This is a genomic window from Nonomuraea roseoviolacea subsp. carminata, from assembly GCF_024172185.1.
GTDB classification, from domain to species: Bacteria; Actinomycetota; Actinomycetes; order Streptosporangiales; family Streptosporangiaceae; genus Nonomuraea; species Nonomuraea roseoviolacea.
Genome location: NZ_JAMZEC010000001.1, coordinates 9,267,300 through 9,291,013, shown reverse-complemented (window position 1 = coordinate 9,291,013; position 23,714 = coordinate 9,267,300). Strand labels below are relative to the sequence as shown.

Here is a 23,714-nt window from a genome sequence, read left to right as displayed (position 1 = left end):
CACCGGGCCGGCGCGGCGGCGGCCCCCAGCCCTCGCGCATGCGGTTCCGGATGCGGGGTAACGGACCCGGGAAGGCATGTCACCAGGGGAAACTCATCGGGGGGAATCGTGGCAGAGCAGGACCGGCCCGTCGAGGGCGAGCACAAGTACCAGCAGCACATCGGTTCGCCGGACGAGCACGAGGAGCGGCCCGGACGCAGCCTCATCACCACCGACCACGACGTGATCCGCCAGTGGGCCGAGCATCGCAAGGCCCGTCCCGCCACGGTGCCGGGCACGGAGCACGAGGGACGTGCCGGCGTGCTCAGGTTCGACTTCCCCGGCTACGGCGGCCAGGACCTCCAGGAGATCTCCTGGGACGACTGGTTCGAGACGTTCGACGCGCGGAAACTGAACTTCATCTACCAGGAGCACACGAAGGACGGGAAGGAGAGCAACTTCTTCCGCCTGGAGAACCCGGACCGCGAGGACGGCTGACCCGTCCGGACGGTTGAGGGGCGCGCCTGATCCCGGTCCTCACCCGGGAGGGCGTGCCTGACCCGTGGGGTGCGCCCGATTCGGGCCCTGACCCGGGCCGGGGCGCGGGGGCGCCGGTCAGGCGCGCCGCGCGACCTCGCCGGCCAGCCGGTCCAGCGACTCGTCGAGCATGGAACGCACCTGCTCGCGCCGCTCCGGCGCCGTCCCGTCCTCGGGCTCGTCGAGCAGTGAGATGTGCACGGTCACCTCGCTCGCCCCGTCGGCGCGGTCGGCCACCTGGAGCCAGCCCGCGTACTCGGGGTGGTCGCGACCGCCCCACTCCACGCGCAGTTGCTCGCGCGAGGCCCCGAACAGGCCCTCGTGCTCCCCGCCGCCCGGCACCACGTCGCCGGCCGCCTCGACGACGCCCTCGCCGCCGTCGCGCACGTGCAGCCCGTGCGGGAGCCACCGGTTGACGAGGTCCACGTCGGAGGCCACCTCGAACACGGTCGCGCTGGACGCGGGCATCTCTCGCGTCGCTTCGTACTCGGCCATCTCCTCACCTCCGGCCCGGCTCTACCCACCGCCGCCGGACACAAACGATCACCCGGCGCCGCCGCCTTCACGCGCCTGCGCCCGCCGCTTCCAAGTCCCCGCGCCCGCCGCCTTCCCGCGCCTGCGCCAGCCGCTCGCAAACCCCCGCGCGCCGGTCTCTACGCGCTCGCCCGATCGCCGAGGTCGCGCGCCCACGGCGGGTTCGCGCCCGCGACCGCGCAGGTCAGCGCCGCCACCCGGGCGGCGAACGCGGCGGCGTCCACGGCCGTCCCCAGGTCCAGCCCGTCCAGCCGCCCGCCGAGCAGGCCGCCCCGGTCGAGCCGGTGCAGCAGCCCGGCGGTGAACGCGTCGCCCGCGCCGACCGTGTCGACGACCGTCACGCGGGGCGCCGCGACCTCGGCCCGCTCGCCGTTCAGCGAGACGAGGGCGCCGGCCCCGCCCCTGGTGACGATGACCAGCGGCGCCCCGGCGGCGTGCCAGAGATCGCAGACCCGCTCTACCGGCTCGTCCGGGGCGAGGAAGGCGAGGTCGTCCTCGCTGAGCCGGAGGATGTCGGCGAAGGCGCACCAGCGGGTCACGTCGTAGGCCACGCGCGGCGCCAGGCTGGGCCGTACGTTCGGGTCGATCGACACCGTCGCGCGCCGCGCCGCGTCGGCGGCGAATGCCTCGACCGCGTCGCGGCCCGGCTCCCTGACCAGCGCCAGCGAGCCGGTGTGCAGGCACGACGCGCCGCCCAGGTCGCGCGAGCCCAGCTCGGCGGCCGTCCACGCCCAGTCGGCGGCGCCCTCGGCGTGGAAGCCGTAGGCGGCCTGCCCGCGCTCGTCGAGCGAGGCGACCGCGAGCGTGCTCGGCTCGGCCGCCTCGACGCACGCCGACAGGTCGACGCCCGAGGAGGCGAGCCGGTCGCGGAACAGCCGCCCGAACACGTCGCCCGACAGCCGGCCCAGGAACCTCGTCGGCGTGCCGAGGCGGGCCAGCGCCACGGCCGTGTTGGCGGGGCCGCCGCCCGCGTGCACCCGCAGCGTCAGCTCGCCGGCCGGCGCGCCCGACCCGGCTCGGGGCTCGTGTTCGGCGAAGGCGTCGGCCACGCACTCGCCGAGGACAGCGATCATCGGATCTCCCTTTCCGCCCTCTTGCCCGACGGCCGGGTTTCCTCGTGTTGCCGATTCGTTACGGGGCGAAAGCATTGACGTTTCCAGGCCCGGAGTTCATCATCACAACACAGCGGATGTCAACGTTGACATGTGTCAACGATGACATCGCGTTCTCCCTGATAGTACGATTAAATCCGAGACCACTCTGTTAGGAAGCCACCATGAATGCAAGGCTCTCGGCCGGTCTCCTGGCTGTCGCTCTGCTGGCAGCCGGATGCGGCGGCAACAGCGGAGGCGGCGGCGGTCAGGCCGGCGCCGCCAAGGTCGGGCTCATCACGAAGACGGAGACCAACCCGTTCTTCGTGAAGATGAAGGAAGGCGCCGAGAAGGCCGCCAAGGCCGAGGGCATGGAACTCATGACGGCGGCCGGCAAGTTCGACGGCGACAACGCCACGCAGATCACCGCCATCGAGAACATGGTGGCCGCCGGGGTCAAGGGCATCCTCATCACCCCCAGCGACACCAAGGCCATCGTCCCCGCGATCAAGAAGGCCCGCGACGCCGGCGTCGTCGTCATCGCGCTCGACACGCCGACCGAGCCGCAGGACGCCACCGACGCCCTGTTCGCCACCGACAACTTCAAGGCCGGCGAGCTGATCGGCCAGTACGCCAAGGCGGCGATGGCCGGCAAGCCCGCCAAGATCGCCACCCTGGACCTGGCCCCCGGCATCACGGTCGGCAAGCTCCGCCACGACGGCTTCCTCAAGGGCTTCGGCATCGCCGAGGGCGACCCGCAGATCGTCTGCTCGCAGGACACCCGCGGCGACCAGGCCAAGGGCCAGACCGCGATGGAGAACTGCCTGCAGAAGGCGCCCGACATCAACGTCGTCTACACCATCAACGAGCCCGCCGCGCTCGGCGCCCACACCGCGCTGAAGGCCGACGGCAAGGACAAGAGCGTGCTCGTCGTCTCCGTCGACGGCGGCTGCACCGGCGTCAAGGCCGTCAAGGCCGGCCAGATCGCGGCCACCTCCCAGCAGTACCCGCTGAAGATGGCCGAGCAGGGCGTCACCGCGGTCTCCGAGTACGCCAAGAGCGGCAAGAAGCCCTCCGGCTACACCGACACCGGCGTCACCCTGATCACCGACAAGGCCGTCTCCGGCGTCGACGCCAAGGACACCGCCTTCGGCCTGGCGAACTGCTGGGGCTGACATGGCCGTCATGCAGGCGACGCTCCCGCGCCGCATCCTGTCCACGCCGACCGCGGGGCCGCTGGCGGCGCTGGTGCTGGCGTGCGTGTTCTTCGCGTTCAAGAGCGACCAGTTCCTCACCGGCGGCAACTTCTCGCTGATCATCCAGCAGGTGATGGTCGTCGGCACGCTGGCCATCGGCCAGACCCTCATCATCCTGACCGCGGGCATCGACCTGTCCAACGGCGCCATCATGGCGTTCGGCGGGATCGTGATGACCAAGCTGGCCGTGGAGAACGGCCTGCCGCCGCTGCTGGCCATCGCGGCCGGCCTGGCCGTCTGCGCGGCCTTCGGCCTGGCCAACGGCCTGCTGGTGATGAAGATCAACCTGCCGCCGTTCATCGTCACGCTCGGCATGCTGAACGTGGTCTTCGCGCTGACCCACATCTACTCGCAGGACCAGACGGTGACGAACCTGCCGCCGGAGATGACGTTCCTGGGGCAGACCTTCCGGGTCGGCGGCACCAACGTCACCTACGGCTCGCTGCTCACCATCCTGCTGTTCCTGCTGTTCGCGTACCTGCTCGGCCAGACCGCGTGGGGCCGCCACGTGTACGCGCTCGGCAACAGCCCCGAGGTGGCCCGGCTCACCGGCATCCGGACGAACCGGCTCATCGTCGGCGTCTACACGGTCGCCGGCCTCGTGTACGGCATCGCGGCGCTGCTGCTGGTCTCGCGTACCGGCGTCGGCGACCCGCAGGCCGGCCAGACCGACAACCTCGACAGCATCACCGCGGTCGTCCTCGGCGGCACGAGCCTGTTCGGCGGGCGCGGCACCGTGCTCGGCACGCTGATCGGCGCGCTCATCGTGGGGGTCTTCCGCAACGGCCTGCAGCTCATGGGCGTACCGTCGATCTACCAGACCCTCATCACCGGCATCCTGGTGATCCTCGCCGTCACCGTCGACCAGCTCTCCCGCAGGAGGACCCGATGACACCCGTGCTCCAGGCGCGCGGCCTGGTCAAGCGCTACGGCCACGTGACGGCGCTCGACGGCGCCGACTTCGACCTCATGCCCGGCGAGGTGCTCGCGGTCATCGGCGACAACGGCGCCGGCAAGACCAGCCTCATCAAGGCGCTGACCGGCGCCCTGCAGCCGGACGAGGGGGAGATCCTCCTCGACGGCAAGCCGGTGCGCTTCCGCGACCCGCTGGAGGCGCGCAAGCACGGCATCGAGACGGTCTACCAGGACCTCGCGGTCGCCGCCTCGCTCGACATCGCGACCAACATGTTCCTCGGGCGCGAGGTGCGCAAGCCCGGGCCGCTCGGCACGCTGTTCCGCATGCTCGACAAGAAGCGCATGCGCGAGGAGTCCGCCAAGCACATGGAGGACCTCAAGATCGGGCTGCGCTCCCTGACCCAGCCGGTCGAGTCGCTCTCCGGCGGCCAGCGGCAGGGCGTCGCCGTCGCCCGCGCGGTGGCCTGGGCCTCGAACGTCGTCGTCATGGACGAGCCGACCGCCGCCCTCGGCGTCAAGGAGTCGGGCCAGGTGCTGGACATGATCCGGCGGGTCCGCGACCGCGGCACGCCCGTCGTCCTCATCAGCCACAACATGCCGCACGTCTTCGAGATCGCCGACCGCATCCACGTCCAGCGGCTCGGCCGCCGCGTCGCCCAGCTCAAGCCGGCCGACCACAACATGGCCGAGGTCGTGGCCATCATGACCGGGGCGATGACCGTCACGGACGGCAAGGCCGTGGTCGCGGACAAGGGCGCCGCGGAGGCCATCGGCCTCTCCTGACGCCACTACCATGGTCGGAATGCGGCCCCCCACGATGGCAGACGTCGCCCGCGAGGTCGGTGTCACGGCCAAGACCGTGTCGCGGGTGCTCAACGACGACGGGCCCGTCGCGGTCGAGACGCGCGAGCGCGTCATGGAGGCGGTGCGCAAGCTCGGCTACCAGCCCAACCTCATGGCCCGCAACATGCGGGTCGGGGCGCGCGACGCGGCGATCGGGCTGGTCATCCCCGAGATGGGCAACCCGTTCTTCGGCACGGTCGCCGGCGGGGTCGAGAGCGTCGTGCGCCCGCGCGGGCTGACTCTCATCGTCGGCTCCTCCAGCGAGACGGCCGAGCTGGAGCGTTCCCTGGTCGCGACGCTCCTGGCCCGCCGGGTCAGCGGGCTCATGATCGTGCCGTCGGCCGCCGGTGACCACCGTTACCTGCGCGCCGAGCGGGCCGCCGGGCTGCCCATCGTCTTCCTCGACCGGCCCGCCGTCGGCATGGCCGCCGACCACGTCGTCAGCGGCAACCGCGACGGCGCCCGGGAGGGCGTGGCCCACCTCGTCACCCACGGCCACCGCCGGATCGGGTTCGTCGGCGACCTGCCCGCGGCCCTCTACACCCGGCGCGAACGCTTCCAGGGCTACCGCGACGCGCTGGAGGCGGCGGGCCTGCCGTTCGACCGGGCGCTCGTGGAGAGCGGCCACGACCAGGAGGCGGCCAGCGCGGCCGTGGTCCGGCTGCTCGCCCTGCCCGACCCGCCGACGGCGCTGTTCGCGGCGAACAACTTCGCCTCCATGGGCGCGGTCGTCGCGCTGGCCCGGGCCGGGCGGCGCGACGTGGCGCTGGTCGGGTTCGACGACCTGCCGCTGGCGGAGGTGCTGGAGCCGCCGCTCACGGTCGTCGCCCAGGACCCGGCCGCGATCGGCACGGCGGCGGCCGAGCTGGTGCTGTCGCGCCTCGACGGCCGGCCGTCGCGCGCCGCCCGCCGCGAGCAGATCCCGACCCGGCTGATCGCCAGGGGGTCGGGAGAACTGCCCCCTGCCCGGTGAGGCGGGATCGCGGCGTGCGCCTGGAGGCGGGCGGCTTGGCTCGGAGAGCGGCGGCTTGGCCTGGAGGTCGGCGGCTTCGCCGGGAGGTCGGCGGTTTCGCTCGGAGATCGGCGGTTTCGCCGGGAGGTCGGTGGCTGAGGTGGGGGAGCGGTTCCGGGACCCGGGATGGCGGCTGTGGCACTTCGCCCGGGAGATCCTCGTGCGGTGCCCGCGCTGCGACGGCCGCGCGCTCGTCGCCGTCCATCCGGAGCACCGGGATCGGCACGCGTACGCCGTCGGGTGGCTGACGGCGCCGCACCGGCTGACGTGCGGCGGGTGCGGGCGCTCGGCCGACTGGGCGCCGGCCCGCTGGGAGCCCGGCCGAGGTGACCCGTACTTCACCTCCGGCGGCCCGTACGTGGTGCCGCGCCTCGGCGGACCGGAGGACCCGTACTTCGGGCTGCCGCTGTGGTTGCGGCGGCCCTGCCGCGGCGGGACGCTCTGGGCGTACAACGTGGCGCACCTGGACGCGCTGGAGGCGTACGTGGCGGCGCCGCTGCGGGAGCGGCCGGTGCCGGCCGGGTCGCAGACGATGCTGGAACGGCTGCCCGCCTGGATGAAGGCGGCGGGCAACCGCGAGGAGGTGCTGGCCGCCATCCGGTCGCTACGCGCCTCGCCCTGAGGTGGGGGTGCGGCTTTCCGGGACGTGCGGGCGGTCGGAGGCGCGCCCTCCTGGACGTCGGAGCAGTGAGGGCGCAGCCTCCTCATACGTCAGAACAGTGCGGACACGACCTCCTGAGGCGCCAGAACAAAGGGAGGCAGCGTCATGACGTCGGGCGAGAGGACGTCGGGCGGGAAGACGTGGGGCCGGAGGGGGACGTCGACGCGGCGCCGGTGCCGGGAGGCGGGGCGGAGACGGCGCGCAGGAGTAGGCCGGTCAGCTGCCGCCCCACCGGCTCCCCGAGAGGGGCGTGGTCCAGCATGAGCCGGTACCACAGCAACCCGTACACCATGTCGATGAGCAGCTCCCGGTCCACGTCCGCGGGGATCTCGCCGCGGGCGGCGGCGCGGTCGAGGATCTGCCGCAGCGCGGCGCGGCGGCTGAACAGGAACCGGTCGCGGAACGCCTTGGCGAACTCCGGGTCGAGCAGCGCCTGCGCCATCAACCCGGTCAGCACCCGCCGCAGGCCGTGCTCGCGGAACGTCGCCGTCAGGAACGCGTCCAGGTCGCCCTCCAGCGTGCCCGCGTCGGGCGCGACGACGACCTGCTCGGCACGTTCGATCAGCGCTTCGAGCACGACGTCCGCCTTGGAGGACCACCAGCGGTAGACCGTCTGCTTGCCCACGCCGGCGCGCGCGGCGATGCCCTGCATGGTCAGCGCCGCGTAGCCGTGCTCGTCCAGGTCGAGCATGGCGGCGTTGAGGATGGCCTGCCGCGCCGCCTCGCTGCGTGGCCGCCCGGGGCCCCGTTGATCCGTCATGCCCTCACTTTACAAGACACTGTGTCTCGGATTAGTCTGACGACATATCGAGACGATGTGTCTAGAAAAGGGGGCGCGCGATGCGCGTTGTCATCATGGGTGGGACCTCGGGCATCGGCCTGGCGACGGCCGAGCGGCTGACGGCCGACGGCGCCGAGGTGATCGTCACCGGCCGCGACCCGGAGCGCCTGGCCGCCGTCAAGGACCGGGTGGCCCAGGCCGAGGCGGTGGACGGCATGGACGAGGAGCAGGTCGCGGCGTTCTTCGACCGGATCGGCCCCGTCGATCACCTCGTGCTCGCGTTCAGCTCGGGCGGCGGCGGCATCCGGCCGGTCACCGAGACCGGGGCGGATGACGTCCGGGCGGCGTTCGAGGGGAAGCTGTTCGCCTACCTGTCGGCGATCCGGCACGCCAGGGTGACGGAGTCGATCGTGCTCATCTCGGCGGCCTCCGCGCGGGCGGCGCTGCCCGGCACGGTGACGCTGGCCGCCGTGAACGGCGCGATCGAGCGGATGGTGCCGCCGCTGGCCGCCGAGCTGGCGCCGGTCCGGGTCAACGTGGTGTCGCCCGGCGTGATCGACACGCCGTGGTGGTCGTTCCTGCCGGAGGAGGCCAGGCAGGAGCAGTTCGCGGCGATGGCGAGCGGGCTGCCGGCCAAGCGGGTCGGCCGCCCGGACGACGTCGCGGAGGCGATCCGGTACCTCGTGGGCGCGACGTACGTGACGGGCACGATCCTGCCGGTGGACGGCGGGTTCACGGTCGCCTGAGGGCTGGCTCAACCGTCGCCCGGGCGTCCTTTCATGGTCGCCCGGGCGACGGCGTGACCGGCACTCCTGCGGCGGTTCGCCCACGCACGCCGGAGCCTCGTACGCCGACGTTCGCCATGTGGACTCACATTCCCATGGGCCCGCCCGCGCGTCGGCACCAGCACGTGCGCCCGCCAAGTAGTCGCCTTCAGACCTCGCCGCCGTGGGGGAGGGAGGTGCCCTGGTGGATGCCGGTTACGGGCGGAGGCCGGCGAAGAGGTCGTCCTCGTGGTCGGGGGTGTCGACCCTGCTTCGCACCAGGGTGAACGACTCGTGCGAGAACGCCTCCTGCTGTGTCTCCTCCGGCATGCTGAGCAGGAAGATGTTGTCGCCCTGGCTCTCGTGCGCCTGCAGCGCCTTGAACTTGCGCTCGACCCACGGCGCGACCTCGACGACGGTCGTCACCAGCTCGTCGGGCGTGCCGAAGTCGTCGGACGGCTGGAAGTCGCCGAAGTCGACCCCGGACTCGGCCATCAGCTCGAACATGCGCTTGATGGCAGCCCGCGGGATCGCCGTGTAGTAGAGCTTGTCGGGGATGCCGGTGGCCTCCACGGCGGCCACGGCGACGCGGTGGGTCTGCACGTGGTCGGGGTGGTTGTAGCCGCTGCCGCCGGTCTCGTCGTACGTCACCACGACCTGCGGCCGGTAGCGCTCGATCAGCTCGGCCAGCCGGGCCGCGGCGGCCTCGACCGGGACGTTGGCGAACGCCTCGGGATGCTCGTTGGTCTCCCAGCCCTCCATGCCGGAGTCGCGGTAGCCCAGCAGCTCCAGGTGGTCGATGCCGAGGTGGGCCACGGACTCGCGCAGCTCCTCCAGCCGCCGCTCGGCCACCGCCGCGTCGTCGTGGCCGGGCTCGCCCGGCTTGACGCCGCCCGGGCCGTCGCCCTGCTCGCCGTTGGTGCAGGTGACGAGGACCGTGCGGATGCCCTCGTCGGTGTAGCGGGCGAGGACGCCGCCGGTGCTCAGGCACTCGTCGTCGGGGTGGGCGTGTACGGCCATGAGGGTGAGTTGCCGATCCATGGGAGCGACCTTACTCCCCGGCACCGACAACCCGCGGCCAAGTCGTCCGTCCTGCCTGGCCGGGTGCTTCCCGGCAGGTCACCCTGTCCCGCTGACCCGCCGCGAATCCGAATTGGCTCGCGACGGTAGGGCCTGATCCGGGCCGCGACCGAAGCTCGCCCCCGCGACGGTGAGGCGCATCATCCCCAGAGCGTCTGCCGCGACGGCGAAGCGTGCCCCACCCGGCCACCGCGACTGCGTATCGCTTGCACGCGGGCTCCGAGCCCTGCCACAGCTCCTCGGTGAGCCGCCCCCACCCGCCCGCCTTGCTCGCTCCCGTCCTCCACCCCGGACGCGAGCGTCTCACGCCCGCCCGGCCGTCCGCTCGCTGACGTCGCCCTGGCGTGCCGCGTGGCGGCTCGCGAGGCGTCTCACCAGCGACGTCGCTCTGTTGACATACTTTGCATGCAATGCATACCTTAGCCTTCGAGCGACGCCGACCAAGGAGGAAGCCGTGCCGGAGGTGCTGCGCCTGACCGTTCTCACCGTGGCCGGTTTCCTGGCCGGTGCGGTGAACGGCGTGGCCGGCGGCGGATCGCTGATCTCCTTCCCCGCCCTGCTGGCCCTCGGCTACCCGCCGCTCACGGCCAACGTCACCAGCGCGCTGTCCACCCTGCCTGGTTACGCGGGCGGCCTGGCCGGTTACCGCGACGAGCTGGCCGAGGTCCGGGGGCGCGTGCCGCGCCTGGCGGCGGTGAGCGTCGGCGGCGCGGCCTGCGGATCGGTGATCCTGCTGGTCGCGCCCGCCGAGCGGTTCACGTCCGTCGTCCCGTACCTCGTGCTGGTGTCGGTCGCGGCGCTGGCGGCGCAGGGTCTGGTGGCGCGGCGGCTGGCGAGCGCCAGGGCGGCCGGGGGAGGGGTCGGCCTGCTCGCCGCCCAGTTCGTCGTCTCCATGTATGGGGGTTACTTCGCCGCGGGGCTCGGCGTCATGATGCTCGCCGTCCTCGGCGCGTTCCTCGCCGAGGACCTGCACCGGCTCAACGCCCTCAAGGGCGCGCTGTCGCTGGTGGTCGGCGGGGTCTCCGCCCTGTGCTTCGCCGCCTTCGGCCCCGTGCAGTGGCTGCCGGTCGCCGTCATGTCGCTCGCCGGGCTCGCCGGCGGTCGCGGCGGCGTGCTGCTCGCCCGGCGCGTGTCGCCCGGTGTCCTGCGCAGGCTCGTCGTCGGCGTGGGTCTCGTCCTGTCCGCCGTGCTCTTCCTGAGGTGACCATGCTTCCGAAACGTACTGACCTGCTCATCTCGGGCACGTACCTGATCTCGATGGATCCGGACGTCGGCGACCTGCCGTGCGCCGACGTGCTCATCGGCGACGGCCGGATCGTCGACGTGCGGCCGCACGACCCCGTCGCGCACCCCGATGCCCACCAGCCGGCCGCCCCCGGGCGCAGGCCCGCCGATCACGGTGGCGTGACGGTGATCGACGGGACCGGGACGGTGACCCTGCCCGGCTTCGTGGACACCCACTGGCACCTGTGGAACTCGCTCCTGCGCGGCACGGTCGGCGACCGGCCCGGCACCGACTACTTCACCGTCAAGCGGGCGCTCGCCCCGCACTTCGAGCTCGACGACTTCTACTGGGCGGCCCGGCTCGGGCTGGCCGAGGCGGTCAGCGGCGGCATCACCACGGTGCACAACTTCGACCACAACGTCCGCGGACCCGAGGACGCCGACGCCAACATCCGGGCGCACCTCGACTCCGGCCTGCGCGGCCGCTTCTCCTACGGCCCGCCCGACTCCGCCGCGCCCGACAGCCCCAACGACCTCGACGACCTGGCGGCGCTGCGCGCCCGCTGGCCGGCCGCCCGCCTGGACGGGCGGCTCGACTTCGGCATCGCGGTGCGCGGGCCGTACCGCACCCCGCCCGAGGTGTACGAGCGGGAGTGGGCGACGGCACGCTCGCTCGGCCTGCCGATCACCATGCACTGCGACCGCTGCCTGCGCGAGGAGGGCTGCCGGAGCTGCGGCCTGACCCGACTGGAGGAGCTCGGCCTGCTGGGGGAGGACGTGCAGGTCATCCACGCCGTCCACGCCGGCGAGCAGGACATCCGGGCGCTCGCCCGCACCCGCACCCGCGTGTCGCTGAGCCCGATGACCGAGATGCGGACGATGGGTTTCCCGCTGCTGACCGAGCTGCTCGACGCGGGCGTGCGCGTGTCGCTGTCCCTGGACACCCTGGCCATGCCCACCAGCGCCGACATCCTCGGCCACCTGCGCGCCATCGTCTCGGTCGAGGCCGCCCGCACCGGCTCGGCCACGGTGACGCCCCGCAGGCTGCTCCGGCTGGCCACCCTCGACGGCGCCCACGACCTCGGGCTCCAGGACGTCACCGGCTCCGTCACGCCCGGCAAGCGCGCCGACCTGGTGATCCTGCGCTCCACCGACATCAACCTGACGCCCTCCGGCGACCCGGCCGAGGCCCTCGTCTACACCGGTCAGATCGACAACATCGACACCGTCATCGCCGACGGCCGCGTCCTCAAACGGCACGGCCGGCGCGTCCTCGCCGACGGCGAGCCGGACCCCGTCGCCATGGCCGCGGCCCACCGTGACGCGCTGCTGCGCCGGGCCGCGGCGGCAGGTGACTGGCGCCCACCGGCCGCCGGCGACACCACCGCCGCACGGGAAACCGGCCCGGACCGGTGACCGCCGCACGGGAAGCCGGCTCGAGGCCGGTGACCATCGCACAGGAAAGAAGCCGCCCATGAGCGCCACCCCCACCTCCCGGCCCTCGATCCAAGCCCGCGAACTCCCCGCCACCCGCGCCGCCGTGGCCATGTTCGGCCTGCTGCTGGTGGCCTACGCCGTCAACGCCATGGACCGCATGGTCTTCCCGGTGCTGCTCGTCGAGGTCCGCGCCGAGTACGGCTTCAGCCTGGAGGCGGCCGGGCTGCAGGCCACCGTCTTCGCCCTCGGCATGGGCCTGGCCGGGCTGCCCGCCGGACGGCTGCAGCGCGCGCTCGGCCGCAAGCGCACGATCGTGGCCGGCACCGTGCTGTTCTCGGTCGCGACGGCCCTGACCGCGGCCTCGACCGGCTTCGGCGACATGCTGCTGTGGCGGGTGCTGTCCGGCGCGGGCGAGGCGCTCCAGCTCGCCGCGATCATCACGGTCGCGTCGAACGCGTTCCCCGCCCGCCGCGGCCTGGCGATCGGCAGCATCAACATGGCCTTCGCCGCGGGTTCGGTCGTCGGCCCGGCGTTCGGCGCGAGCCTGCTGGAGCACTACGGCACCTGGCGGGCGCCGATGCTGGCCTACGGAGCCGTCGGGATCGTGCTCGCCGCCGCCGTCGTGCTGCTCGTCTCGCCCCGGCTCACCGAGGCCGAGCCCGCCACGGCGACCGCCGCGCACACCGGCGGCGCCACCTCGCTGCTGTCGCGCAACCCCCTCGTGCTCGCCGCCGTCATCGTGCTGTTCGGCCTGGCCGACTTCGCCTTCATCGGCCTGTACGCCAGCTACCTGCGCGCGGAGCTCGGCTTCGACTCCGGCGCCGCCGGCTTCGTGGTCGGGCTCTCGGGGCTGGCGGCGTTCGCCTCCCCGCTCGGCGGCCACCTGGTCGACCGGTTCAGCCCCCGGGTCGTGCTCGCGGGCCTCAACCTCGCCGTCGCGGCGTGCGGGTGCGCACTGTTCCTCGGGCCCGGCTCCGCCGGCTGGCAGGGCGCGTTCTCGTTCCTGTTCGGGCTGTTCGCCAGCAGCGGCGTGTACGTCGCCGCGGCCGGCTACCTCGTCAAGTCCGTGGACGCCGCGAACGTGAGCCGCGCGGCCGGGATGTTCGTCACGTGCGTCTACGTCGCCGTGAGCGCCGCCGGGCTGCTGTTCAGCAGCCTGGTCTCGACGGCCGGCTGGACCGGCGCCGCCCTGGTGCAGATCGTCGGCTTCTCGGCGGTCGGCGCCGTCCTGGCCCTGATCCTGCGCCCCCACCTGTTCAGCACCACCGCCCCGGTCACCACCACACCAGTACGGGATGACTCATGACCACACTGCTCTGGCAGCCCGCCCCGGCCGCCCTGCCCGTCGCCGGACGGGACGAGGCGTTCCCCGTCCGCCGCGTCTACTGCGTCGGGCGCAACTACCTCGACCACATCCGCGAGATGCGCGAGGGCGACGAGCGCGACGACCCCTTCTTCTTCCAGAAGCCCGCCGACGCGGTCATGCCCGACGGCGCGGCCGTCCCCTACCCGCCGCAGACCGCGGACCTGCAGTTCGAGGGGGAGCTGGTCGTCGCCATCGGCACGGCCGGCTCCGGGATCGCCCCGCAGGACGCCCTCGGCCACGTCTTCGGGTTCGCCGCCGGCATCGACCTGACCCGCCGCGACCTGCAGCGCACCTGCCGCGAGATGGCCCGCCCCTGGGAGGCCGGCAAGTCGTTCGACCACTCCGCGCCCTGCGGGCCCATCCTGCCCGCCGACGAGGCCGCCTGGACGCTGTCCGGCGAGCTGCGGCTGAGCGTCAACGGCGACCTGAAGCAGCACACCGACCTGAAACTGATGATCTGGGACGTCCCCGAGATCATCAGCCATCTGTCCCGCTCGTACCGGCTGATGCCGGGCGACCTGATCTACACCGGGACTCCCGCGGGGGTCGCCCCCGTGCGGCCCGGCGACCGGATCCACGTCGAGATCACCGGCCTGCCCGCCCTCACCGTGACCATCACCGAAGGAGACACGCATGCGTCCCAGTGAACGGCTCGCCTACGACCCCATCGAGGGCCGTCCCGCGCTCACCCTGCCCGGCGGCAAGCGGATGGCGGTGTGGGTCATCGTCAACGTCGAGACCTGGTCCGACACCGAGCCCATGCCGCGCACCGTGCTCACGCCGCCGGCGGGCGGCATCCCCGCCCCCGACGTGCCCAACTGGGCCTGGCACGAGTACGGCAACCGCGTCGGCTTCTGGCGCATGCTCCACGTGCTGGACCGCCACGGCATCCCGGCCGCGCTCGCCGTCAACGGCCAGGCCGTCGAGCACTACCCGCAGATCACCCGGGCCGCCCTCGAACGCGGGTGGGAGTTCGTCGGCCACGGGTTCACCCAGAAGAACATGCAGAAGGTCGAGGACGAGCGGGCCGACATCGGCGCCACCACCCGCGCCATCGAGGCGGCCACCGGCCGGCGGCCCCGCGGCTGGCTCGGCCCCGGCCTCACCGAGACCTGGGAGACGCCGGACATCCTCGTCGAGGAGGGCTACGAGTACGTCTGCGACTGGGTGCTCGACGACCAGCCCGTCGAGCTGGCCACCCGCACCAGCCCCATCGTGAACATCCCGTACACGCAGGAGTGCAACGACGTGGCGATGATGCTGATCCAGCACCATCCGGCGCGCGAGTACTTCCAGCGGGCGGCCGACCAGTTCGACCAGCTGCACGCCGACTCCGCCGGGTCGGCGCGGGTGATGGCGCTGGTCGTGCACCCGTACATCATGGGAGCGCCGCACCGCCTGAAGTACTTCGACCAGGCCCTGGCGCACATCCGGGCCCACCGCGACGTGGAGTTCTGGACCGGCGGGCAGATCCTCGACTGGTACCGCCACGCCAAGGCGGCCACGCTCGTCCCGACATCATGATCCACAGGGTTGCATGCAACGTATACTGATGGTATGACCGATCTTCAGCCCGGCAGCGCCCAAGCGGTGTACGCGGCCCTGCGCCGCCGCTTCTCCGACGGCGCGTACGCGCCCGGCCAGCGGCTCACCGAGATGGCCCTGGCCGCCGACCTGGGAGTCAGCCGGACGCCGGTCCGCGAGGCCATCGGCCGGCTGCTGACCGACGGGCTGGTCGTCCCGGCCGCGCGGGGCGTGGCCGTCGCGGCGCTCAGTCCGATGGAGGCGCAGCACCTGTTCGTGCTGCGCGCCGACCTGGAGGCCCTGGCGGCGGAACTCGCCGCCGGGCGGCAGGCCCAGGGCCGCCTCGCCCCCGCCGAGGTCGACGCGCTCGACCGCGCGGTGGAGGAGGTGGAGGCCGCGGTGCGTGCGCACGATCCGCGGGCCTCCGCGCAGGCCAACCTGGCGCTGCACCGCGCGATCGGCGCCGCCGCGGGCAACCCGTTCCTGGAGGAGACCCTGCACCGGGTGTGGGACCGGATCGCGGTGACGACCGTGGCCAACCTGGACGACCCCCACTGGGCCGGCGCGATCACCGAGCAGCATCAGGCCATCGTGCGCGCGATCCGGGCCGGCGACGCGGAGGCCGCGCGGCGCGCCGCGAAGGCCCACATCGAGGCCGCCGGACGCGCCTACAAGCCGCTCACGTGACGCGTCCGGCCGAGCAGCTCTCTGACGCCGCCCACCCGACCGTCGTCCAAGGCCGGCCGAACGCTCTTGCCGTCGCTCATCCGACCATGTCCGAGCCGCTCTCGATGCCACTCACCCGGCCCGTCGTCAGAGGCCGGCGCTGATCCCGCCGGTCGTTCAGCGGGCGGTGGTGCGGAGTTCGCGCTTGAGGACCTTGCCGCTGGCGTTCTTCGGCAGGGCCTCGACGAACGTCACCCGCTTGGGTGTCTTGAACGGCGCCAGCCGCTCGCGCAGGAACGCGATCAGCTCCTCGGCTGTCAGCGTGGCCCCCTCGCGCAGCACCACCGCGGCCGTCACCGCCTCGATCCACCTCTCGTCCGGCACCCCGAACACGGCGGCCTCGGCCACCGCCGGGTGCCCGTAGATGGCCTCCTCGACCTCGCGGCTGGCCACGTTCTCGCCACCCGACTTGATCATGTCCTTCTTGCGGTCCACGACCGTGAGGTAGCCGTCGGCGTCCATGACCCCGAGGTCGCCGCTGTGGAACCAGCCGCCGCGGAAGACCTCGGCGGTCTTGTCCGGGTCGTTCCAGTAGCCGAGCATCGCGTGCGGGCTGCGGTGCACGATCTCGCCCACCACCCCGGGCGGCACCGGCCGGTCCTCCTCGTCCACCACGCGCGTCTCCACGTTCAGCGCCGGGCGGCCGGCCGAGCCGAGGCGGGTGAGCTGCTCGTCCGGGCCGAGGATCGTGGCTACCGGCGCCATCTCGGTCTGGCCGTAGAAGTTGAACAGCCGCACCTCCGGCAGCCGCGCGGCGATCTCCTTCAGCACCTCCACCGGCATGATGGACGCCCCGTAGTAGCCCTTGCGCAGCGACGACAGGTCGCGCCGGTCGAAGTCGGGGTGGCGCAGCAGCGCGATCCACACGGTCGGCGGGCAGAACAGCTTGGTGGCCCGCTCCGCCTCGATCGCGGCCAGGACGGCGGCCGGGTCGGGGCCGGGCAGGACGATGTTCGTGGCGCCCAGGTAGACGCCGGGCGTGAGGAAGCAGTGCAGCTGCGCGCAGTGGTAGAGCGGCAGCGCGTGCACCTCGACGTCGTCGTGGCGCATCTCGCCGTCCACCACGCAGGTGACGTACTGGGCGATCAGGCTCCGGCCGGACAGGGCCGCGCCCTTGGGCCGCGACTCGGTGCCACTGGTGTACATGAGCTGCACCGGGTCGTCGTCGGCGATGTCCACGTCGGGCTCGGAGTCGTCGCCGTGCGCCGCCCACTCCTCGAACGCCTCCCAGCCGGTGTCCGCGGCGCCGATGACCCCGCGGACCGCGACCCGTCCGGTGACGGCCTCCCGCGCGACCGGCAGCAGCGCCTCCTCCACGAGGATGCCCGTCGCCCCGGAGTGCTCCAGGATGTAGGCCACCTCGGCCGCGCCGAGCATGAAGTTGACCGGCACGGAGATCGCCCCGAGGCGGGCCAGCGCGAAGTAGGCCACCACGAACGCGTGGTTGTTGTGGCTGAACACCGCGAACCGGTCGCCCTTGCCCACGCCGCGGGCGGCGAGGGCGTTGGCGGTGCGGTTGACCACCCGGTCGAGGTCGGCGTAGCTCTGCCGCAGCTCGCCGTACACGATCGCGGTCTTGGCGGGGTGCCGCGCGGCCGTGCGGCGCAGGAGGTCTCCGATGGCATGCCGGCGAGTGGTCATCCGCGCACATCCTCACATGGGGCCAGAACGATGTTCGGTGATCCTAGCCCGCGAGGGGCCGCCGGACCACGGCCGCACCCGACGCCCGCCGCGCGCGCCGCGTCGAGCGCCGCCGCGTTCTCCTCCTCGGCCCACCGCCAGTGGTCGGCGTGCCTGAGGAAGCGCATGAAGCCGGTCAGGACCGGCGGGTCGTCGCGGAAGGGGCGGCCGATGTCGCGCTCTGCGACGTGGCGCGCGCCCCGAGATTCCCGGCCGGACGTTCCCCGACGCGCCGGAGCCGCCTCACAGGCGGCGCGCCTCGCCCGGGGCGGGGCGCCGGGAGTAGGGCCGCGGCGCGTCCCGCAGATCCTTGACGAGGATGTGGCACACGTCGGCCAGCGCCTCCACGCGCCCGTCGGGCCGGAACACCTCACGCGTGGTCGGCACCGGCGGGTACGGCCAGTCGCGGTAGCCGCGCCGCCGGTACAGCGCGCGGGCGCGATGGTTGTCCAGGTCCACCCCGAGCGCCACCCGCGCGTGCCCCAGCTCGCTCAGCCGCCGCTCGGCCACGTCCATCAGCCGGCTCCCGATCCGCCGCCCGCGGTGCTGCGGCGCCACCCGCAGATGGACGATCAGCGGCACGCCGGGCAGCCGGTCGCGGACCTCGGGCTCCTCGGCCGGTGCCAGCCACAGGTACACGTGCCCGACCGGGGTGAAGGCCCGCCAGGCGACCAGGAGCACGCCGTGCCCGGCTCGCTGCCGGGCGAGGTGGGTGACGAAGTACGGCTCCTCCCCGAGGGCGCCCGCGAGCGCGGGAAGATCCTTCTCCACGGCCGCCCGAATCCGGACATAGCGCATACGTTCACGATCGACGGGTCAATCGGTTCATAACAAGCGCGTAACGACAATCTGTCAGGTCACGCCGAAGGCGACCGATCACGCTTGGCAGATCTGGGCGGGTTCAGGCGCAGGGTGGTGAACGGCCGGTGGCCCGGGGCCGCCAGCGCGCGCAGGGCCTCGTCCACCGTCCCGGCGGCCGGCAGGAGGGCGGCGAAGTCGCTCCAGGACTTCCGGTCGGCCCGCCAGGCGTCGAGGTAGGCCAGGCACAGGTCCGGCGTGATGATCGCCAGACGGCCCAGCGCCGCCTTCAGCGCCTCCTCCATGCGCCGCCTCTCCGCGGGCTCCACGGACGCGCCGGGGAGACGCCGCAGGACGCCCGTGATGAACCGGTGCCTGCGGGCCAGGAACTCCTCCCAGTGCCCGTGGTGCGCGTCGTCGATGGTGCGGCCCTCGTCCAGCAGCCAGAACAGGCCCTCGGCCAGCACGTCGCCCAGCTCCTCGTTGCGCGCCCGGTCGGGGGTGCGGAAGGGGTCGTACGGCGCCTGCCGTACGGTGCCGGTCACGGCCAGCGGGCGCAGTCCGTCACCTTCGAGCAGGTAGAACCAGTCCTCGTTGTAGATGTCGGGGAAGAACGCGACGTCGCGCGCGGTCTCCACGGCCAGCGCGCCGCCCCCGACGAACGACTCCTGCGCGCCGCCGACGGCCCGGTAGGCGTGGCAGACGACCGAGTTGTCCGGGAAGCCGGCGATCGACAGGCCGACGGCGCTGAACCGGTCGAGCAGCCCGGCCGCCCGGCGCAGGTCGCCGGGCTCGCCGACCTCGATGTCGTCGTCGAGGAAGACGACGCGCTCCCAGGAGAGCATCCGCGCCAGCGCCAGCGCGAGGTTGCGCTTGGCCGCGGTGTCGGTCCTGCGGCGGAAGCGGGGCGGCAGGATCGCCGAGGTCTCGAAGCGGGGCAGCCGCAGCGCCGCGCTGCCCGCGAAGTCGACGGCGATCACCTCGGCCCCCAGCGCGCCGAGGGGGCGCAGGTGCGCCGTCCCAGTGTACGGGCCGCTGCAGAGCACGAGGAGCGGGCAGCCGAGCTCCCTCGCCAGGGTCGCGGCGTGGCCCAGCCGCAGACGATGTCGCACCGTCGGCACGACGACGGCGTCGATCCGGCCCTCTCCGGTCGCGGCGCCGGGCGCCAGGAGCAGGTGCCGGTGGGACCCGTGGTGGTCCCCCGAGCGCACGCCCGGCGCGCAGGACGACCGCGCGGGCGCGCCGTCCCCGCCGGCGGGCGGCGGAGAGCTGGCAAGGGTGTGGTTCAAACGTTCACGCGTCCAAGAGAGACAGCAACCATGAGGGACAGGGGCGAGACCCTCGACGCCCGCGCCGCCGGTGCGCGGCCGTCATTCAGGCCATTCGAACAACCTCGACTCCTTCTGCGTCCAGTCGGGCGTCAGCGCCAGGCCCTTGACGATCGAGACCCGGCTCAGGATGCCGAACGACGCCTCACCGGCGAAGCGTTCCCGGACGAAGGCGGAGTTGCGGTCACGGAAGCGGCTGTCGGTCAGCGCCCGCACGGCGCCGAGCGTGCCCCGGCCGTACATGCCGTTGCAGATCGTCAGGGTGCGCTTGCGGTTCAGCGGGTTGGGGCCGCGGTAGAACAGGGCCACGTCCTCGTGCAGCACCCCGCCGTCGAGCCGCGGGCAGTGCCGCTCGCCGCCGGCCAGGAAGTAGGGCGGCGCCCCGCTCTCCCAGTCGGTGACCTGCTCGACCGGCAGGTCGAGGCGCTTGAGCACGTCGGTGGTGATCTCGTTCCAGTCGATGCCGCCAAGCAGCACCAGGTGCGCGGTCAGGTCGTCGGGCTCCAGGTCCGGCGGCGTGTGGCGGCGCACCTCGCTGCCCGGGTTGACGGCGCGGATGTGGCCGTGCAGCTCGAACAGCGCGTCGAGGTCGGCGTAGGTGTACAGCTCGATGTAGTCGGGGTCGTCGGGCTCGACGTACGGCATGCGGGCCAGCATGGTCGGCGGGAGCCGCGCGCAGACCAGGGTGATCTGGTTGCCGTCGCCGAAGTCCCACAGGTTGGCGGCGGGCCGTCGCGGCGCGCGCACCGTGTCGCCGAGCGCCGCGGCGCGCAGGTCCAGCAGCTCGCGTCGCAGCTCCTCGCGGGCGAGGAGCTCCGCGGGCGTCAGCTCGTCGAGGGCCAGCGGACGCAGGTCGCCGTCCCGCAGGGACCGCTCGGTGCAGAACAGCGTGGCGTAGGCGTCGAGCCGGGCGGGCTTGGGCGTCTTGGGGTCCTTGGCCGACTCGAAGGAGGAGATGAGCGGGGCGCTCACGCCGAGGGCCCGCGCCAGCCGCTCCTGGCTGATCCTGGAGTGCGGCCAGCGCTGGGTGCGCAGCGCGCGCAGGCGCCGCGCCAGGGCCTGACCGGAACCCTCCATGGTGCCACCCCCAAATCTGAAGTTCAGTGCCTTCAGTAAACCTCTACTCAATCCTGAATGCGAGGGTGAATGCCCTGGTCGGCGGCGCGAGGTCGCCGGTCTGCCTCGCATGGGGTTGATCTGCAGGTCAACCCCGGCTCGTGGGGGTGGTTAGAGCGTACGGGGAGGGGGCATCCCTTTGTCAGGAAAGGCTGTCAAAGCCGCTGAAGATTAACTGAAACTATACCGGCGAGGCCGCCATGAGGATCAGAGATCCGCCGGACCCGCTGCCAAGGGCGCGGGCTGAGCACTCACGAAAAGGGCAGGCACCCCCGGGTCGGCGCAAACGATCACCAGGAGTGCCCGCACTCGTCCAGGCCCCCATCGGCGCGTCACACCTCAGGAACCTCGATGTCTGCAACCCTAACCCTCCACACCCTCCTGGCAACGGCCATGAGCGGTTCCTCCGGGCCGCAGGCCACCATGGCCAGCCCCGAGGGGGTCACCGCCGCGCGTGGCGTCCTCTACCTGCTCGCGGCCGTGTCCTTCTGGCTCATGATCATGCTGATCCGTCAGGCGTCGCGGGTCGTGTCCACCCTGCTGCGCGTGCTGCTCGTGCTGATCGCGCTCACCGCGTTCGGCGCGCTGGCCGCCGTGGCGATCATCGCGCAGGTCGCGCTCGCCGTCGGCCCCCTCTGACGGCGGGCCGGGCGCGAGAAGGCGCCGGCCCGGGCGGACGGACGCGCGAGAAAGGCGCCCGCCGCCGCGCGGCAGGCGCCTTCCCTCACGGGTCACATCGGCGTCACGGCTGCGCCGCGCCGCCCGGCTGGGTGACGCCGTTCACCTTCAGCGTGTACGGCGCGTACTGCCCCACCTGCTCCGTCGGGTCGTCGTAGGCCACCACCGCCACCACCTTCGGGAACGGCGCCAGCACGGCGAGCTGCAGCCGGTTGAGCGTGATCGTGCGCCGCCCGTCGGACTCCAGCTGCAGGGCCACCTGGTGCTTGTCGTCCAGGCCGACGAGGCGGACGTTCCAGTTGGCGACCGGCGTCGGGTAGATCTCCGTCGGCGAGTCGAACGGCTCCAGGCTCGACCCGTCGCTCACGGCCGTCCCGCCGACCGTGACATCGTCGATCTTGAAGCCGCCCTCGTTGACGCCGCCGTCGCTGACGTAGCGGAAGCCGAGCAGGATCTCCTTGCCCGCGTACGCGGCCAGCGAGTAGGTGTGCGGCTGGAAGCCGGTGGTGGTGCCGTTGACCGCCGGCCCGAGCGGGCCCGTCACCGTGTGGTCGCCGGCGATCGCGGTGTAGGTCGCCCCGCCGTCCGTCGAGACGATCACGTAGCCGTAGTCGAACCCGGCCTCCGCCCCGTACTTGGCCAGGAAGCGCAGCGTCGGGTCCGTCGTGGGGACCGTCAGCTTGGTCACCGCGGCGGCGTCGAGGTTGCTGGCGTTGCCCGACCAGAGCACCGGGTTGCCCGCGCGGTCCGGGTCGTCGGAGACGACGGTCCAGGCCAGCGGCTGCGGCGGCAGCGTCTTCGCGCCCTCGAACGACAGCGACCGCAGGTCGGCGCCGCGCAGGACCTTGCCGTCCGCCTTCTGCAGCGGCACGAAGTCGGCGCCGTTCGGCGCGGCCCCGGCGGTCTTGTACGCGGCGGGGTTGTCCAGGTTGACCGTCGAGCGCAGGCTGGCGGTCGTCACCCGCTTCTTCGGCACGCCGAGCATCACGCCATGGGCCGACTCCCCGACGACCTTGTCCACCAGTGTCATCGTCTGGTAGTCGTGGATCACCTGGTACATGTTCTTCACGCCGCGCGATTCCAGCGCCGCCTTCAGGCTGGCCAGGCCCTGCAGGTCGCCGTCGCGGTGCAGCCGGCTCATGAAGTCCGTGCCGTACCTGTCGTACAGGAACAGCATGAACGAGTACGCGTTGCCGTAGTCGGCGAGCACCCCGCTGGCGTCGGCGCCCTCGCCCCACAGGTTCAGCGAGTTCTCCGGCCCGCCGCAGTCACGCGGGTTGGTGTTGTACGGCGTCTGCACGGTGCCGAAGCCCTGGTAGCAGAAGATGTGGCTGTCGGCGCCCCGGTCGAAGACGGTGGCCTGGGCGTTGGCATAGCCGGTGATGGTCTGCGCGAAGTCCGACAGGCCCTCGTTCATCCAGGTGGTCTCGAGGGGGTCGGTGTAGTAGTGGGCCAGGTGCTGCCACTCGTGCGCGAACGTCTTCTCGTACTGGCGGGGCCGCGCCGGGCGCGAGGTGCACAGGTCGGCCGTGGGCTCGTCCGGCGGGTTGGCGCCGGTGCGGTGCAGCCAGTCGAACGCGTCGATCGTCATCACGTTGCGGTCGAGCAGCTCGTTGAACTGCGCGGAGAAGAACCCGGCGATGTAGGTCGGGGCGGCCGGGAACTGGTAGAAGTTGTCGTCCCTGACGTTGTCGACGAGCGTCACGGTCCGGTTGCCGGCGCCGGTGTAGACGCCGCCGTTGCCGTTGGCGTCCGGGCCCAGGACGGCGTGGGTGCCGTCGCGGTCCGGCGGCCGGCTGAAGGCCGCGGTCTCCTTCGGGTACATGTTGGTGTCGAACTCGCGCGCGAGGTCCGTCACCTGGGCGTCGGTGATCTGCGTGCTGCTCGGGACCTGCGCGCGGCAGTCGCCGGCCGGGAAGGCCAGGTCGTTGGCGACCCAGACCTCGATGTTCTCGCCGACGGCGCGCAGCGTGTAGTCCTTGCGGTAGAGCCTGCCGTTGAAGTCGTCCATGCCGAGCCACTGCCGCACGGTGCCGACCGGCGGCGTGTCCGCGGCCTTGGCCCTGGCGCTGGGCCTGGCCTTGTAGGCGGAGGGCACCTTGACGGGCTTGCCGTCGAGGGTGAAGTCCTTGCGGGTGAGCTCCCGCACGTCCGACGGCGCCGGTGCCTTCGGCGCGGCCTCCGCGGTGGCGGGAAGGGCCGTGAGGAGGGGTAAGGCGAGGAGCGTGGCTGCGAGCCCGATGATCCGGTGGCGCGCCATGGAACCCCCTTTTGTGGGTGTTGCCCGGGTTTGTTGGGGTGACATGCCGTTATCACCCGGGGCCGTGGGGGCGCGCAAGCCGATCAGTTGCCAACAACCGCCGGCCGATTTCGTGCTCGCGCGC

The 23,714-nt window shown here is 72.6% G+C and carries 23 protein-coding genes; 14 read left to right on the top strand and 9 right to left on the bottom strand.

What is annotated here, in order from left to right; genetic code table 11:
• Nucleotides 1–108: 108 nt before the first annotated feature.
• Nucleotides 109–477, top strand: coding sequence for a hypothetical protein (locus HD595_RS43290; protein ID WP_253780076.1), 369 nt, complete (start codon nt 109–111; stop codon nt 475–477).
• A gap of 117 nt (nt 478–594) precedes the next feature.
• Here HD595_RS43290 and HD595_RS43285 read toward each other — a convergent pair whose 3' ends face one another.
• Together HD595_RS43285 and HD595_RS43280 are read right to left on the bottom strand one after the other, a co-directional pair.
• A complete protein-coding gene (locus HD595_RS43285; RefSeq protein WP_253780073.1) occupies nt 595–1,011 on the bottom strand; it encodes an SRPBCC family protein in 417 nt (138 codons plus the stop codon).
• A 158-nt stretch (nt 1,012–1,169) separates the two neighbouring features.
• Nucleotides 1,170–2,123 (bottom strand): carbohydrate kinase family protein, encoded by a 954-nt coding sequence (locus tag HD595_RS43280; RefSeq protein WP_253780071.1) that lies wholly within the window; start codon nt 2,121–2,123, stop codon nt 1,170–1,172.
• A gap of 203 nt (nt 2,124–2,326) precedes the next feature.
• Between HD595_RS43280 and HD595_RS43275 the strand changes: the two genes are divergently transcribed.
• The 5 genes from HD595_RS43275 to HD595_RS43255 all read left to right on the top strand — a co-directional run bounded on the left by HD595_RS43275 (nt 2,327) and on the right by HD595_RS43255 (nt 6,789).
• Nucleotides 2,327–3,316 carry a sugar ABC transporter substrate-binding protein gene (locus HD595_RS43275; protein WP_253780069.1) on the top strand — a complete coding sequence of 330 codons (990 nt, stop codon included), beginning with the start codon at nt 2,327–2,329 and terminating at the stop codon, nt 3,314–3,316.
• A gap of 10 nt (nt 3,317–3,326) precedes the next feature.
• On the top strand, nt 3,327–4,289 hold the full coding sequence (locus HD595_RS43270) for an ABC transporter permease (RefSeq protein ID WP_253780067.1): 963 nt from the start codon (nt 3,327–3,329) through the stop codon (nt 4,287–4,289).
• A complete protein-coding gene (locus HD595_RS43265; RefSeq protein WP_253780065.1) occupies nt 4,286–5,095 on the top strand; it encodes an ATP-binding cassette domain-containing protein in 810 nt (269 codons plus the stop codon). The genes HD595_RS43270 and HD595_RS43265 overlap by 4 nt, the downstream gene beginning before the upstream one ends.
• Before the next feature lie 19 nt (nt 5,096–5,114).
• Entirely contained in the window at nt 5,115–6,128 is a 1,014-nt protein-coding gene (locus HD595_RS43260) for a LacI family DNA-binding transcriptional regulator (RefSeq protein WP_253780063.1), read from the top strand.
• 130 nt (nt 6,129–6,258) lie between these two features.
• Nucleotides 6,259–6,789 carry a hypothetical protein gene (locus HD595_RS43255; RefSeq protein WP_253780060.1) on the top strand — a complete coding sequence of 177 codons (531 nt, stop codon included), beginning with the start codon at nt 6,259–6,261 and terminating at the stop codon, nt 6,787–6,789.
• Nucleotides 6,790–6,931: 142 nt separating this feature from the next.
• Here HD595_RS43255 and HD595_RS43250 read toward each other — a convergent pair whose 3' ends face one another.
• Nucleotides 6,932–7,588 carry a TetR/AcrR family transcriptional regulator gene (locus HD595_RS43250; protein WP_253780058.1) on the bottom strand — a complete coding sequence of 219 codons (657 nt, stop codon included), beginning with the start codon at nt 7,586–7,588 and terminating at the stop codon, nt 6,932–6,934.
• 80 nt (nt 7,589–7,668) lie between these two features.
• Between HD595_RS43250 and HD595_RS43245 the strand changes: the two genes are divergently transcribed.
• Nucleotides 7,669–8,355, top strand: a complete 687-nt coding sequence (locus HD595_RS43245) for an SDR family oxidoreductase (RefSeq protein ID WP_253780055.1) — start codon at nt 7,669–7,671, stop codon at nt 8,353–8,355.
• 234 nt (nt 8,356–8,589) lie between these two features.
• Here HD595_RS43245 and HD595_RS43240 read toward each other — a convergent pair whose 3' ends face one another.
• Complete coding sequence (locus HD595_RS43240; RefSeq protein ID WP_253780052.1) at nt 8,590–9,414, bottom strand: PIG-L family deacetylase; 825 nt, start codon at nt 9,412–9,414, stop codon at nt 8,590–8,592.
• A gap of 493 nt (nt 9,415–9,907) precedes the next feature.
• Between HD595_RS43240 and HD595_RS43235 the strand changes: the two genes are divergently transcribed.
• From HD595_RS43235 to HD595_RS43210, 6 genes are read left to right on the top strand one after another with little or no spacing between them, the layout of a single operon-like run.
• Complete coding sequence (locus HD595_RS43235; RefSeq protein ID WP_253780049.1) at nt 9,908–10,657, top strand: sulfite exporter TauE/SafE family protein; 750 nt, start codon at nt 9,908–9,910, stop codon at nt 10,655–10,657.
• A 2-nt stretch (nt 10,658–10,659) separates the two neighbouring features.
• Nucleotides 10,660–12,093 (top strand): amidohydrolase family protein, encoded by a 1,434-nt coding sequence (locus HD595_RS43230; protein ID WP_253780047.1) that lies wholly within the window; start codon nt 10,660–10,662, stop codon nt 12,091–12,093.
• 58 nt (nt 12,094–12,151) lie between these two features.
• Nucleotides 12,152–13,420: an MFS transporter gene (locus tag HD595_RS43225; RefSeq protein WP_253780046.1), complete on the top strand. Its 1,269-nt coding sequence runs from the start codon at nt 12,152–12,154 to the stop codon at nt 13,418–13,420.
• Nucleotides 13,417–14,127 (top strand): fumarylacetoacetate hydrolase family protein, encoded by a 711-nt coding sequence (locus HD595_RS43220; protein WP_253780045.1) that lies wholly within the window; start codon nt 13,417–13,419, stop codon nt 14,125–14,127. Before HD595_RS43225 ends, HD595_RS43220 begins: the two co-directional genes overlap by 4 nt.
• The gene (locus tag HD595_RS43215; RefSeq protein ID WP_253780044.1) at nt 14,114–15,004 is read left to right on the top strand and encodes a polysaccharide deacetylase family protein; all 891 of its coding nucleotides are present in this window, start codon (nt 14,114–14,116) and stop codon (nt 15,002–15,004) included. Before HD595_RS43220 ends, HD595_RS43215 begins: the two co-directional genes overlap by 14 nt.
• 33 nt (nt 15,005–15,037) lie before the next feature.
• Nucleotides 15,038–15,691, top strand: coding sequence for a GntR family transcriptional regulator (locus HD595_RS43210; RefSeq protein ID WP_253780043.1), 654 nt, complete (start codon nt 15,038–15,040; stop codon nt 15,689–15,691).
• A 156-nt stretch (nt 15,692–15,847) separates the two neighbouring features.
• Here the strand turns inward: HD595_RS43210 and HD595_RS43205 are convergent, their stop codons facing one another.
• The 4 genes from HD595_RS43205 to HD595_RS43190 form a co-directional block, all read right to left on the bottom strand.
• On the bottom strand, nt 15,848–17,371 hold the full coding sequence (locus tag HD595_RS43205; protein WP_253780042.1) for an acyl-CoA synthetase: 1,524 nt from the start codon (nt 17,369–17,371) through the stop codon (nt 15,848–15,850).
• Between the two features lie 282 nt (nt 17,372–17,653).
• Complete coding sequence (locus tag HD595_RS43200; RefSeq protein ID WP_253780041.1) at nt 17,654–18,208, bottom strand: GNAT family N-acetyltransferase; 555 nt, start codon at nt 18,206–18,208, stop codon at nt 17,654–17,656.
• A 59-nt stretch (nt 18,209–18,267) separates the two neighbouring features.
• Nucleotides 18,268–19,497 carry a hypothetical protein gene (locus HD595_RS43195; protein ID WP_253780040.1) on the bottom strand — a complete coding sequence of 410 codons (1,230 nt, stop codon included), beginning with the start codon at nt 19,495–19,497 and terminating at the stop codon, nt 18,268–18,270.
• Nucleotides 19,498–19,578: 81 nt separating this feature from the next.
• Nucleotides 19,579–20,613, bottom strand: a complete 1,035-nt coding sequence (locus tag HD595_RS43190) for a helix-turn-helix domain-containing protein (RefSeq protein WP_253780034.1) — start codon at nt 20,611–20,613, stop codon at nt 19,579–19,581.
• A gap of 390 nt (nt 20,614–21,003) precedes the next feature.
• Here HD595_RS43190 and HD595_RS43185 point away from each other — a divergent pair, with 390 nt between their 5' ends.
• A complete protein-coding gene (locus HD595_RS43185) occupies nt 21,004–21,291 on the top strand; it encodes a hypothetical protein (RefSeq protein WP_253780032.1) in 288 nt (95 codons plus the stop codon).
• Between the two features lie 103 nt (nt 21,292–21,394).
• Here the strand turns inward: HD595_RS43185 and HD595_RS43180 are convergent, their stop codons facing one another.
• Nucleotides 21,395–23,590: a choice-of-anchor J domain-containing protein gene (locus tag HD595_RS43180; protein ID WP_253780030.1), complete on the bottom strand. Its 2,196-nt coding sequence runs from the start codon at nt 23,588–23,590 to the stop codon at nt 21,395–21,397.
• Nucleotides 23,591–23,714: the final 124 nt, after the last annotated feature.